The 15,317-nt window shown below is 38.2% G+C and carries 8 protein-coding genes; all 8 read right to left on the reverse strand.

Features of this window, described 5'->3' with window-relative positions; genetic code table 11:
* Window positions 1-17: 17 nt before the first annotated feature.
* Complete coding sequence (locus tag ACGHVY_RS22690) at window positions 18-1,868, reverse strand: RagB/SusD family nutrient uptake outer membrane protein (RefSeq protein ID WP_390601761.1); 1,851 nt, start codon at window positions 1,866-1,868, stop codon at window positions 18-20.
* A gap of 22 nt (window positions 1,869-1,890) precedes the next feature.
* The gene (locus tag ACGHVY_RS22695) at window positions 1,891-4,995 is read right to left on the reverse strand and encodes a SusC/RagA family TonB-linked outer membrane protein (RefSeq protein WP_390601763.1); all 3,105 of its coding nucleotides are present in this window, start codon (window positions 4,993-4,995) and stop codon (window positions 1,891-1,893) included.
* A gap of 29 nt (window positions 4,996-5,024) precedes the next feature.
* Entirely contained in the window at window positions 5,025-6,107 is a 1,083-nt protein-coding gene (locus ACGHVY_RS22700) for a glycoside hydrolase family 88 protein (protein WP_390601765.1), read from the reverse strand.
* Between the two features lie 25 nt (window positions 6,108-6,132).
* Window positions 6,133-7,947: a glycoside hydrolase family 2 protein gene (locus ACGHVY_RS22705; protein WP_390601767.1), complete on the reverse strand. Its 1,815-nt coding sequence runs from the start codon at window positions 7,945-7,947 to the stop codon at window positions 6,133-6,135.
* A gap of 284 nt (window positions 7,948-8,231) precedes the next feature.
* Entirely contained in the window at window positions 8,232-8,906 is a 675-nt protein-coding gene (locus tag ACGHVY_RS22710) for a DUF4998 domain-containing protein (protein ID WP_390601769.1), read from the reverse strand.
* Between the two features lie 21 nt (window positions 8,907-8,927).
* Window positions 8,928-10,142 carry a DUF5000 domain-containing lipoprotein gene (locus ACGHVY_RS22715; protein WP_390601771.1) on the reverse strand — a complete coding sequence of 405 codons (1,215 nt, stop codon included), beginning with the start codon at window positions 10,140-10,142 and terminating at the stop codon, window positions 8,928-8,930.
* Between the two features lie 19 nt (window positions 10,143-10,161).
* Entirely contained in the window at window positions 10,162-12,084 is a 1,923-nt protein-coding gene (locus tag ACGHVY_RS22720; RefSeq protein WP_390601773.1) for a RagB/SusD family nutrient uptake outer membrane protein, read from the reverse strand.
* A 12-nt stretch (window positions 12,085-12,096) separates the two neighbouring features.
* On the reverse strand, window positions 12,097-15,291 hold the full coding sequence (locus ACGHVY_RS22725) for a SusC/RagA family TonB-linked outer membrane protein (protein ID WP_390601775.1): 3,195 nt from the start codon (window positions 15,289-15,291) through the stop codon (window positions 12,097-12,099).
* Window positions 15,292-15,317 lie beyond the last annotated feature (26 nt).

The raw sequence follows: 15,317 nt of genomic DNA on the forward strand, positions 1-15,317 counted from the left end.
GATTTTATCTAAATAAATTAATTAGCTTCTATTGTTTCCAAAGGAGGAATATTATTTTCAGATCCTGCATATCCTTTATTCTGATTAATATGCCCTTTGGTATTAGAATTAATCGTAGATGCAGGAATAGGCCATAAGACATGATACGGACTCATTGTAAATTCCACATTAGAAATAGTTTTAACTCCTTTATTATAAAAATCGGTAGACTCCATAATTCTATCATAAAAGAAATTATCTTCTGAGAAATTCTCCATCTTATAGACCTTACCAGTATAAGAGGGTTTTCCCGTTTGTGCAAATATATAGGCAATACGAGTCAACTCTGTTTTTCTAGGTTCTTCATAATATAACTCTCTCGCACGTTCATCCAAGATTGTTCCAATATTCATATCAGATGCCGCCAAATCACCCGCACCCGCTCTATTTCTTACTTCATTCACATCATCTGCCGCTTTCTGCAAACTAGCAGCATCGCCTTTCCAACAATAAGCCTCCGCACGCAACAGATAGGTCTCCGCCAAACGATATACATACCAGTCTGTATTACCACCTTCCGGTTGATCCACCCTGTCCGGATCCGGTATAAACAATTTGTAATGCGGCCAGCCAAACCAGCTACGAATTGTATCTTTACACAACAACTGCCCAGTCTCTCCATAAAGCTGTAAAGGTTTACCATAATATTTATTTTGCCCTTCCAACTTCGGTTCATTATATACTAAATCCTCCATATTCATCCAATTCCCTTTTGCATGACGCAAATCATCCGGATCATCCCAAATATACTGAGTAGAATAAGCAGTTCCCCGACAACGTCCGATTCCACGTCCATACTTTTTAACTAGTGAAATTTTAACTGTTCCAGTAGGATCCTTTTTGTCTGTTACTCCCTGTTTACCATCAGGAGTTAATATAGCATTCTTCGTATTTCCATAATAAGGCACTGCATTTCTCATCGTTCTGATTCCATCGCCTTGGCTTCCTTCTACAAGATATCTGTCAATAACCAACAAGATAGTCTCTTTATTTTCTGCCAATGCCTTATTCTCAGGGCGATGTAAATCCCAAATCACATTTTTAGTAGCATCAGCTTTTTCAGCTCCGAATCTATTTTTCATCAATTCATAACGCGGGTCACTTATTACAGCCGTAGCTGCTGTTATGGCTTCATCAAACAAACCGGCAGCCAAATATAACTTCGCCAACAAATGATAGCCTGCTGCACGTGGAGCTTTTCCTCTATCAACCACCTCAGGCATCCATTGACAAGCAAATTTCATATCATCTATCATTTTATTTAAAATGACCTCACGCTTTGTTGTATAGAAATCGAGTTTCGCCTCTGTAAACTCTTTCAATAGTAAAGGCACATCACCAAATTGATTTATCAAACGATAATAGTGATAAGCCCGAAAGAAATAAGCAGTAGCCAATATCTCGTTCTTCTCCTGTTCAGACGAGTAAGTTGCTTCATCAATACGTGTAATCACAGTATTGGCATACCTAATATTATCATACGCTTCATTCCAATACCATCCTACTCTATTGGCATTGGGACTATTCAAATTTTTATCAGGCGTAATCACCGCATTTAGATCTTGGGCAACACTTGTTTTGTCCGTAGTTCCTTCAATAGCTACCTCAGAAAAAATATGTTCGGTTATAATGGCAGGTCCATCTCCATAAAACTCCGCTTTAATCCTTTTCTCACAAGTACCAAGTGCAGCCCACATACCTTTAGCATCTACCAGAGTATTCTCCGGAGAATAAAATGAAAGAGGTTTAGGCTCCAACCAGCTGTCCCCACAACTCGAGAGAGTTATCGCAACAAATCCTATTATCGCTAATTTACTAATATTATTCATAACATTGATTCTTAAAAGTTAATTACATAGTTACATTAATACCAAAAGTATATGTACGAGGAGTAGGACTACTATTTTCCGGATCCCAAAGTTTAAAATCCGGAGCCCAAACTGCCACATTTCTTACATTAGCATAAACTCTCAATGAGCCTAGTCCCAATTTAGTAATCCAACGTGATGGAACATTGTATCCGACAGATATATTATCTAATCGAATAAATGATTTTTTTCGATATACAGAGAAACTGTTTCCTCCTGTACTAGAATCAATTCTTGCCCACTCATTTGTCGGATTTTCCGGGGTCCAGTATGGTAACTTGTAAGCATTCTGTCTATCATTATATACTGTGGTTCCACTATGCTTAGCTACATCATATGTCCCTTTATGCCCCCAAAGAGAATACAACATGAAAGAAACATCTATATTCTTATATATCTTGAAATCATTGCGCAATGTCCATGTAAATTTCGGACTGGTTGTTCCTTGGAAAACTTTATCCTCATCTGTATACTGTCCGTTCCCATCAACATCCCTTAGCTTAAAATCACCAGGAGCTACACCGTACTTCTTTGCTTCCTCCGCTTCATCCTGCTGCCAGACCCCAATAACTTCCAATCCCCATATTTCATCCAGAGACTTACCTATAAACCATTTATTCTTAATATCGTCAGCCTCTTTCTGTCCTATTACTTTCCCATTCTCATCTAAAACATCAACCATATCTCCGTACAGGTGAACAATCTTATTTCTGTTCAAAGTAAAATTGAATGTTGAGCTCCATGCAAAATTCTTTGTATCAATATTCTTCGATGTCAGGCTTAGTTCAATACCTTTATTCTCTACTTCACCTAAATTAGACATTACTGAACTGAATCCGATCAATTCGGGTAATGTACGCTCAATAAGAAGATCTTTCGTATTAGCTTTATAAATATCGATATTTCCTTTTAATCGTTCATTAAATATAGAAAAATCCAATCCTAAGTTGAATGAAGCCGTACGTTCCCATTTTAATTCTTTATTTGCTAAAGAATTCACATAAAGATAAGACCCGTTATAAACCTTTCCATCCGGACTTACATACATATATTTACTATTACCCATTCTGGCTAAAGCTCTATACACCCCAATGTCTCTGTTACCATTTAATCCCCATGAGAATCTTAACTTTCCATAATCCAACCAAGTTAACTTCTTCAAAAAAGGTTCATCAGAGAATACCCATCCGACAGCAACTGAGGGAAATACCGCCCGAGGATTTTTTTGTCCAAATGCAGAATAACCATCTCTCCGAACCGTACCAGTAATCATATAACGGTTCTCATACGAATAAAATAAACGAGCCATCAATGCATCACCGGTTCTATATTCATCATTACTACTAATTGTAGGCAATATCCCACCTTTCATATAATGATATCCAAGATCGTCATTCGGATCAAACCCTTCATTATTCATATCATCACTCCATCTTTGAAATTTCTCCGCATTAAATAAGAAAGTGAAATCCACGTCATGTACTTTGGCAAAAGTTTGTTTCCACTTTACTATATTGTCAAGTTGCCATAGAAAATCATTTCTAAAAGTTCGTGAGGCAGAACCTCCAAAATCTTTCCAACTTGGATGTTCCGAGGATTTATGTACATAATCTGTAGCCCACTCATATCGAGGAGAGAAATTCATCTGATAAGATATATTAAAGGGCAAAGACACCTTAGCATAGATATTAGCATTCAAATTATTGATCACATTTCTCTTATCTGTATAATAAGAATCGATCAAAGGATGTTTCGCCGACGTATCATCTCCCGGATTCAGTTTCATTGTTCCATCTTCATTGGTAGGACTTCCATAAGGAGTCAGCTTCTGAAACTGAACCCAGTCCGCTCCGATAGCACTGGCATCACGTTGTACAAACTGCGCATTTAATCCCACAGTCAGAAACTTACTTATTTTGGCATCCAGGTTTAAACGAGTCTTAAATGATTTATATCCGTTATTTACAATAATGCCCTCATTATCTGTCCATCCCATGGACCAATAATAATTTACCCCTTTTGTCTTTCCCGAGATACTTGCATTATAATCCTGACGAAGCCCATTCTGAAAAACCATATCGGCCCAATCTACAGATTTACCATCCAAATAGTTCTGTATTTCCAAGTTCTTAAAACCAATTCGACGCAACCACGTCTCTACAGGGTCTCCCGTCGAATTATCGTATTTCATCCAATCCTCAATAGAAACATCTGCAGGTAATTTACGAGGATCATTAAACTCATAAGGTTTATGATTCGGATTTGCACTATTAAAGACATCCGTCCTCCAAGCAGTAAACTCATCCCCCTGATATACTTCGGGAACTATCGCCTGAGTGGCTACACCTATAGAAGCATCAAAGCTAATTGTCGGTTTTTCACTTTTACCCATCTTCGTAGTTATGATAATAACCCCACTAGCAGAACGCGCTCCGTAAATAGCAGCAGAACTAGCATCCTTCAATACATCTATTTGTTCTATATCATTCGGATTAATATCGGCCAAATCACCCGGATATATAACTCCGTCCAATACAATCAGCGGATCAGTTCCTGCATTAATTGAGTTCTTTCCACGAATCAAAAGACTTCCACCCGGTTTGGGACCTGCACTAAAACCAACACTCAATCCCGGAACATTCGCTCTCAATAAATCTTGCATAGAAGAAGGACTTTCATTTTCCAGCTGCGCAGATTTTACTTGCATTACTGCACCAGTCAAGTCTCTTTTACGAGCACTACCATAACCAATCACAACTACTTCATTCAACGTTTCCGAGTCTTCTGCCAGACGAATTACAAAATCGCGTTTGTCTTTGACAGGAATTTCTTGCTGAGCAAATCCTATATAGGATACAACAAGGGTGGCTCCAGAAGAAACATTTAAAGTAAAAAATCCGTCAAAATCAGAAATAACTCCATTCGTTGTACCTTTCTCCATTATATTAGCCCCAATGACAGGCTCATTATGTTCATCAGTTATCTTACCTTTCACTGTTACTTTTTGTTGAGCAAACAGTTGAACGGTAAACAACAGAAAAGCGATTAACCATAAGATTCTCACTTTTATAAAACAATGTCTTTCCATTTCGTATAAGTTTAATTATTAATAAAAGGCTATTTCATTTTTAACATCTCAATTCCTGCCATCAAAAATGCTCCAACCCCATATACTTCAGTCATATTCTGAGTCACCTGTTCAGGAGCAGCACTAACCGGTTGGACATATCCAAGCATGCCATCTTCATGAACATAACTTTTCAAAGCCTTCCATCCCTTCCGGGCAGCTTTTTTGTATTTTCTATCTTTTAAAATTCCTTGATTCACTCCCCATCCCAAACCATACACAAAGAATCCGGAAGCGCTATTTTCCGGAGAAGGATATGAATCCGGATCAAGCATGCTGGCATGCCAAGAACCATTCTTATCCTGACACTGAACTATAGCGGAAGCCATTTCTTTATAAATGTTGAGATAATAATTATAAGTAGGGTGATCTTTAGGCAAAGTTTGCAATAACAAAGGTATTCCTGCAAACACCCAACCATTGCCTCTTCCCCAAAATACTTTCTCGCCATTCTTCTCTCTTTTGGGAATATACCTTCTATCACGATAGTATAACTTAGCATCCGCATCATATAAAGAATCTGTAGCTTCTTTAAATTCCCTATCCATAAAAGCCAAATAGTTTTTCTCCGGATAGAGTTTATTCAACAACCCATATACCGGTGGAGCCATAAATAACGCATCGCACCACGACCAACGTTCCGACCAGTTCTTTGCTCCGAGCCACAAACGGGCCTTCGAAGGTTTAGCAACAACAGAATCCACACGAGCAATCGTAGGCTGAATCATTACTGCATCATGGTATTTCTCATACATACGAATATACATCTGTGCTATAACAAGATCGTCTGCATGATAAAGCCGTTTCAAGAACCCCCAATGATGTTTCTTCCCTATCTGCATCAGAAAATCATAATAACGGGAGTCTTGAGTATAATCTGCCCATTCTACCATCCCCCGGAACAAGACTCCATTTGTCCACGCCAAATCATGATGTTTAACTTTTGACTGATGATTTACCTGCCACATGGCAACTCTGTCAATTAATACACGATCTTGTCCCTTTTTACTTTTCGCTTCTACTGCAGAGAATATCGAAAAAAGACTAAAAACCAAAATAAGTATTTTTCTCATGGTAAATATAAAATCTCTATATTTGTTATTTTAACGTTTTGCAAATCTCATTATTGATCATCTTTAATGTTGCTTCATCCAACTTTATTACTTTACGATCATAAGTCATCAGCCCATTCACTTCTACTTCTACATCTGTCGTTTGTGTGTAAACGGCTGCAGAAAAGCCTTGCTTTATCATTTCTTTCAGCGTTTCTGCGTACTTCAGATATTCAGCAGTAGCTTCTGTAGATGTATTAAACTGGATGTATCCCCAATTCCGGTTCGGTTCCCAAAGATGATTCTTCAAAACTAAACCAATCCCCCCATATTCTCCTAGTACCGTAGCACGTTGTGCATCATACAAATACATTTCCGGCCCCGGATAATTATGCAAATCAAGCATATCACCGCAAGTATAATGATTTCCACCACTTGCCGGATTGACCAAACGTGTAGGGTCATATTGTTTGGTCCATTCTGCAATCTCACTTGTCTTAAATTGTCCCCAAGCCTCGTTAAAGGGCACCCAAGTCCCAATACAAGGATAAGAATAGAGATAATCAATAATTTCTTTCCATTCCTTACGATAAGTAGCTTCAGATTCCGGAGAACGTGCCAGTTCCGTTCCATCAAAATACTTCTTTCTCTGCCACTCCAAGGTTTTATCACCATTAGGCATATCTTGCCAAACAATTACTCCCATTTGATCACAGTATGTATACCAACGTGCAGGCTCTACCTTTACATGTTTTCTTATCATATTAAAGCCCAAATCTTTCGTTTTCCTGATATCATAACACAATGCCTCATCCGTAGGAGCTGTATATAATCCATCCGGCCACCAACCCTGATCCAACGGGCCAAATTGAAACAGATCTTTATTGTTTAGCTGCAAACGCACAATGCCTTTTTTGTCTCTTTTCATAGAGTACTTACGCATCGCCATATAACTCCTTACACAGTCTACTCGTTTTCCTCCCTCAAATAAAGAAACTTCCATCTGATATAAGAATGGCTCATCCGGCGACCAAAGTTTGGCATCAGCCGGCATGGGAACCTCAACAGGTAACCCATTAATTGACGTTCCCACAGCCACCAGACGCCCTCCTTCAAACACTTTTACCTCAAATTTATCTGAATATCTATTGTCATCTGTTTCAACCTTTACTTTAACCTTATTCAAATCTATATCAGGTGTCGTTTTTATATCTGTAATATAGTGTTCGGACACCGGTTCCAACCATACAGTCTGCCAGATACCACTCACCGGCGTATACCAAATCCCATGAGGATTACTCACCTGCTTTCCACGTGGTTGCGCACCTTTTTCTGTCGGATCCCACACTTTGACGACCAAATTATTTTTTGAGTTATTCAAAGCCTGTGTTATATCAAATGTAAACGGAGTAAATCCTCCTGTATGTTCTCCTACTTTTATATTGTTAACCCATACTTCTGTTTTCCAATCAACAGCCCCAAAATGAAGCAAAATTCTTTTTCCTTTCCATTTTGAGGATACAACAAACTCACGTTCATACCATAATTCTTTATCTTCTCCTAATGTTTTTCCGACTCCCGAGAGACTGGATTCAATAGCAAATGGAACCAATATTTCACCATCAAAAGAATTTGGAATTGATTCTCCTAATGGCAAAACAGCATACTTCCATAAACCATTCAAGTTAGACCATTCGGAACGCTCCATAATAGGACGCGGATATTCCGGCAAAACATTGTTCACATCTATCTTGTCCGTCCAAGAAGTTTTGATTCTATCGCCTACGGGTGTCCATTGCGCCCATAACATCTGAGAAAATAATGACAGGGCTGTTCCTATTAGAAATAATTGTTTTATCATATATAATTAGTTTTATCATTTGCGATATCAACACAGGCAAAATTAGAGGTTCGCACAAAATATGGATAGTATAAATATCCCAATAAATCACAAAAACGTCTCAAAGTAAGCCAAAAACTAGGAATATAGACAAATGAAACATGAATGGGATAATTGATGCATACAGCATAAAAAAAGCCTTGTACTATCTGTAGTATTAGTTACCACAAAAGATACAAGACTTTCATATAATTCTACAGTGAGAAAAATTAGCTTACAAATCTTTTTTTATATCCGCTATTTCTTTAGTTGATTTCAAGCTCGTCCGGCTCACTATAAAAATAATCTATAGCCGTTTCCTCCGGCAAATAAACAGAACGATAAGTGATATGGTCTCCCGCAAAATCATCTATCTTAACCTGTGTTCCGGGAGCTTCCAAAAGTACAGTCTTATTTCTTCCCTCAGAACTCATATAAGTAATTTCAGAAGCAAAAAAAGTTGGTTCAAGCGAAGCTGCAAAGGTAACAGTCAGTACATCATCTTTTAAAACTGCCGTCTTTACTTTTGTATTGAACAACAATTTCTCATAAACAGCACCATACACTGTACAAGGAACCTCCGACATGATAGAAGAGTTACCATACGTATCATATGTGCATACTTCAAATACATACGAACCTTCTGCTAAATCCTTTACTACAACCTGAGTAAGAGTTGCTTTATCTGTCAACTGCAATTCAGTAGACTTCGTTCTGTTTTCCCAGAATATCTTTGCCGTTTTAGCACGAGGGTCAAGTAATTTCTGCCATTCGAGCATAACCCGATTACGTCCAGTATAAGCTTTCAGTGAATCTACTTTTCCAATATATACAATAGGCCCTTCTTCAATAAACTCTTTATACGTGGCATCCATACCATCACAAGAAATCAAAGTACCTATACTTAAAAATATAAAAATCAATTTTTTAAATAGTCTCATAGCATTATCTTTTACTTGTTACTAATTATGCCTCGCACCGAAAAATGTAAGTTCGTGAAGATGCATATAACGTGTTTTTCCCCATGTATCATTCGTTTTAAAACGAATGTAACGTACAGCAGGAGCATTATCGGGAATAATAAAATTCTCACCATTTTTTGCAGCTTCCTGATCCTCCGTTGTAAGAGCATCGTTTACACCACCACCTGAAGGCTTCACTGATTCATATTCAGAAAGTAATACCCAAGAATCATCAAAGCTACCATCCGGATTTGGATTATTACTGCCCCAAAGTTCAAAATGTTTCGGGTGTCCTGCCTTAAACGTATTACCATACTTACCCGGATAATAACGTGAAACCATCACAAATCGGCTCAATTTATACTTTTCCCCCATATCAAAGGTAAACCATTGCGGCATTACTGTTGTCGTTTTGGTTTGAAAACAAGGATCTGTATCTGTAATTCCATCCCAAAGCCGCGTCATATCATTTCCTTTCGTCACTTCATTCCATGAGTGGCACTCATAAGAATCGGTCGGCAATGCCATCTTCCTGAACAAAGACTTATCGCATTGTTCTTCATACAAAGGAGTCTCGGTGACATATAATGTATCCGAAAGATGTCCCCATCTATCTCTGACAAAAATACCAAAATCCGTAGTAACAGCATCCAGGCCACGCACATAAAAATCACCTCCTTTTGCTTCAGTATAATGCATATATACCTGCGTCCAAATACCTTCCGCTTGTTTTTTTATGACCCCCAGTCCAAGTTTTGCCTTTTCCGGATTATCAAAGTTCACTTTGATGCCACCAAATGTTTCGGCTGAAATTAATGTTCCACGAACTTTTTGATAAGGAGGAGTATCCGGACTTACTTTTACCACAAGCGGAGTAGATACAACCTCACCATAACTAACAGAATAAAGTTCTATATCATATTCTCCCTTAGCCGGGAATCCTTCTACTACCAAAGAATCTGTATAAAAAGAAGCATTAACCGTACGAACCATATTGTCAACCTTATAGCTAGCCCGAACATATTTCAAATTTTGATCATCCGGCAAATCATAATAGATAATTGCTGCACCAGGCAGATTCTTTACTGTTGCATTCAACACCTGTGCCGGTGGTGTCATACTTCCTGTAGGTTCGTTCAAATCAGCATTATCGGCACAAGCAGCCAAAGCAACTCCTATATAAAGCAAACCATATTTATAAAATTTCTTCTTCATAACGTTTTTATTTTAAAGTTTACCAACCATAATTCTGTACCAGATTCTTATTCGAATATAGTTCCTTATCTAAAATCGGCCAAAAATAGTTTCTTATTCTGAACTCTTGAGTATAAATCAATTGTTCTGTATAGTAATCTTCGTTTGTGCTATATTGAGTATTCCATCCGGTGATCGGCTTATTCTGTTCCTGAAATGCCAATTTCCATCTACGCAAATCCCAAAATCTCTGTGCTTCAAACGCCAGTTCAATTCCACGCTCCTGTTGTATGATTTCACGTCTGCCGTCCATTGTCTCATATTTCTTTTTATTCGTATATGTATCCCAACTTTCTTCCACGCCTTTTAATCCTGCTCTTTCCCTGATCAGATCAACCCAACTCAGAACCTCCGCTTTAGCGGCACCACTTTCATTCAAGGCTTCAGCATACAACAGATATAAGTTGCCCAATCTCATCACCGGAAATGGATATGTAATCTTAGTAAAACCACTGGTTTGCCCTACCACACTCTTAAAATGAACCAGTTTTTTAGGCCATATACCTGTTTCATTCCATGAATTTGAAATCTGATTAGCAGCAGACTGTCCTTGTTTACATTGCACATAGATCGGCTTCGTCTCATCTGTCACCCCCTGTCCAAACCAAACCGCACCATCAAATCCCAAACTTGCATAATAGCGGACTTCTCGGTCAAAGTTTATATTAGCTGTTGTATATCCTTCTTTGATAAAGTATTTATCATCAGCCGTTGCTTTTCTCAATTCAAAACGATTATCATAATTCCACGTCTTATCTTCTGTAATAGGAACTCCATTTTTTGTATAAAATAAATCTGCTATTTTTAGAGGAACAGCCAAGTTACCGCCAACACTCGCATTTCCTTCCTTTCCCGGTTCCAGTCCACGTGGAATAGCATGATCCTGCAACTGTCCGATAATACTATTTGAATTAGCCCAAATAATTTCTTGATTCCATTTTTCCGTCACAATGTTACGAATATTCATTTTTGCACGGGTCTGATCAGATATCGTGTATTCAAGAGAAGTATATTTATATAAATCATATCCCTGAGCTTTCAGAAAATCAATAGCCTGCCTACAAGCTTCCGCAGCATCTATCCAACGCTGTTTCTTAGCCTGTTCCGATTTATTCGGGTTGAATAATTCAATACCTCTAGAATCAGTATATCCTTTATAATCAGCATTCCCATTAAACAAAGGACTGGCAGCAGTTACCATTACTTCGGCTTTTATTGCCATTGCAATTCCTTGGGTAATTCGTCCCAATTCTTCAGCTTCATTCATTATCTTATCAGGCAAATGGTTGCTGTTAATAATCTCAGTTAAGGAATTGATTACATAATCAAAGCATTCATCTATAGTACTTCTGAAAACCTTTACTTCATCCTCGCTTGCATTTACCGGAATATTCCGATCCATAATAGGAATCGGCCCATACATTCTGATCAGCCAATAATGATAATAAACTTTCAAAAAACGTACTTCTGCCGCCCAGCGATCTTTCTCTGCTTGTGTCATATCAGGCACTTTCTGAATATTCTCCAGAAAGATATTACAGTCACTGATTCCTTGATATAATGATTTGTTATTTTGTTGATCAGCTCCGGTCCAATAATCGCAGCGTGGTCTTGCCGAACTTTGCATATTATGTGAAATATACCATGCATGTACATGTGCTGCACTACGAAAAGACTCCGTAATATACAGTTCATCACCACCTGCAATCGCCGGATTTGCCTCCAACAGCCCATGAGCCGGAAGATAATAATAGCATGTAAACAAATATTTCTCTGCTTGTGCCCTCATTGTAAATGCATTATCGATTGTAGCAATATCATCCGGAACAATATCCAAGAATGAATCACATGAAGATAAAACGACAATCAGGCAATTTAATATAAACAGTTGTATTTTTTTCATTTTATATCAAATTTAGAAAGTTAAATTTAGTCCTATATTATACACACGCTGTACAGGATAACCTAAACCGGAACCTGCCATTTCCGGATCCCAAAGTTTAAACTTACTAAAGCACAATAGATTGTTTCCTGTAACATAGAATCGAAGGTTCTTGATTCCTGCTTTATTAGTTATTTTCTCAGGAATAGTATAACCGATTTCCAATTGTTTCAAACGCAAGAACGAACCATCACGCATAAACCAAGTACTCGTTTTACTGTTATTTTCAATAGAAGTCGGGCTTAATCTCGGCCATACCGCATAAGCATCTCTATTATCTTCTGACCAATGACTATCTGCAATAAACTTTGCAAGTGCATTATGTCCGACTCTATTTCCTACAACCTTTGTATCGACCGTGTTAAAGAATGGAGAAACATTATTATAATCAATCCAAAATGATTCTCTAGCCAGCCCTTGAAAAAACACTGATATATCCCAGTTCTTATATCCATAAGAGGCACCAAAGCCATATACAATTTCCGGTTCTTTCGGATATCCGATAGGTACCTGGTCGAGATCTGTTATTTTGCCATCTTTGTTCACATCACGATACTTAATATCACCTGCACCATATTCTCCAAATTGTACAGGAGAATTAGCTACTTCATTATCGTCAACAAATAAACCTTCTGCTATATATCCCCAAGTCTGATTAGTCGGATAACCCACTTTCTGTTTCCACCATGCTCCTGGATATTCATAATCCTCATATACCATGTATTCACTTGTCGCATAAGTAAAGTTACCTCTCAACTGCAGCCATGACTTATTGGCGAAATACTTATTATAATCCAACGACAAGTCAACTCCATGTCCCTTAGCTTCTCCCAAGTTTGCATAAGGTTGTACCCAAAGTCCCATAGATGCCGGAATAGAAGTTCGTTGCTGCAAAATACTCTTACGCCGCTCCGTATAATACTCTGCAGTCACGTTCAAATCATTAAATAGGGTAAACTCAAGTGCGAAATTTGTTTTAGCAGACTTCTCCCATGTAATTTCAGGATCAGAATAACGCTTTACCGAAATACCATCCCGGTGATAATCATAATTATATCCGAAGTTTGCTCCATACTTACTATCATTCATATTGATATCTGACAAATATAAGAAACGCCCACTTCCAATAGCATCATTACCAACAATACCATAAGACGCTCTCAATTTCAACTTGGATACTACATCTTTAAATGGATCCCAAAAAGACTCATTAGAAACAACCCATGCCAAACCGGCTGAAGGGAAAAAACCGAACCGTTTACTTTTATGGAAGCGTTCGGAACCATTATAGCCAAAGTTGAACTCTGCAAAGTAACGATTATTATATGCATAAGTGAAACGCCCCGATAAACCGACATTACGATAAGGCAAAGACGCTTGAAGTGAACCAGCATTCGGCTGAAGGTTATTTCTCAACTGATAAACCAGTAATCCACCTACTCCATGTTTTCCGAAATCACGATTATAATTCAATGCAGCTTCAATATACATATTAGCCGTAATACTTTTACCACCCGGATCATAAATCAGATATTCCGAACCGTCATCCGGATTAATGATATCAATGGCATAATCACCGGTCAGATAATCATAATTAGTCATCTTATAATAATACGGATTCAGTTTACGTGAAACATCATAACTGGAGATACGGGAAGTATTAAACAACAAGCGTGCAGATAAACCTTCCGTTAAAAATTTCAGATCCTGCTTCACTTCAAACTGCGCACTCAAGTTAGAACGTCCGGATTCTTTATATCCTCTTACCATTTCTGCGTACGGATTCAAATATTGTCCATTCTCAGCATTACCAAATAAAGTATGTTTTGTATATGCATGAGCTTCATCTTTGGGATATTTAGCAGGAAACAATACCGGATTACTCTTCATAATCAGATTGTACATAGCCGAACCACCATATAACGGTCCGTTATAATCATCAAAGACACCACTTAGACGGACAATCAATTCTGTTGTTTTAGTAGCATTGATATTTACATTAGAACGAAGAGTATAAACTCTCTGCTTGATGTTATTATTAAAATTACTGTTCTTATCAACCTCCAGAATACCATTGTCTTGACTATACGAAGCTGCGACATAATAACGTGCGACATCACCACCACCTGTAATATTCAGGTTGACGCGCTGGTTCATCGTAAAATCTTTCAATAATTCCTTTCTCCAATCCGTAGCCGGATAAATTACAGATCCCGCTCCCGGTACAGTATTGTCTATTTTTTCCTCAGAATACATCAATGGCGCCAACGGATTACGAGTTAAATAGGCCTCATTGTGCAGACGCATATAGGTAACAGGATCTGCCAGTTCTATCTCTTGAGTCGGAGTGGATATTGAGTTTTCAACTCTTAGGCTTAACCGTGCTTTTCCCTTCTGACCTTCTTTGGTTTTTACCAGAATCACACCATTTGCACCACGGGCACCGTAAAGAGCGGTAGCAGTAGCATCCTTCATAATAGAAAAGCTGGCGATGTCATCTGGTTGTAAACGAGCCAGATCGGTAGAAGTTAACTCAATGCCGTCAATCAATATCAACGGATCTTTTTTATATCCGAAAGTCGTAACACCGCGAACAAAGAAAGAGGCGTCATCCACCCCTGGTTCACCTGTTCTTTGATAAGAAATTACTCCTGCAATACGCCCGGCAAGTGCATTCGTTAGATTGCTGGATGGCGTTTTCAGTTCTGCTACTTTCACAGTTGAAATAGCACCAATAACACTCTCTTTTTTCTGTGTTCCAAAAGCCACAACCTCAACTCCCTCCAACATCTGAGAATCCTCATACAGAATCGCATTTATGGTTGTTTCATTTCCTACGGTTTTAGTCAGCTTTACATAACCTACATAACTAAATTCCAAAATAGCTCCTTTAGAAACGTTAGCCAGTGTATAGTTACCGTCTAAATCAGTTACAACTCCAGTAGTAGAGCCTTTTACCAATACAGATGCACCAATAATAGGTTCACCGTCTGTACCCAAAACTTTACCTTTAATCATCATTCCTTTTTTTTGCTGCTGGACAGCCAGATTATCACTGACGGCATATGCAACAGATACAGAAAGAAAAGAAAAGGTCGTCAGACATACACCAACAATCCACAACCGCCTTTTTAAGCATGTGCTTAGATCTCTTGTTTTTGTTCTCATAATTATTAATAAAAAGGTTATTTCAT

Source organism: Bacteroides sp. f07 (assembly GCF_042854785.1).
Taxonomy (GTDB): Bacteria; Bacteroidota; Bacteroidia; order Bacteroidales; family Bacteroidaceae; genus Bacteroides.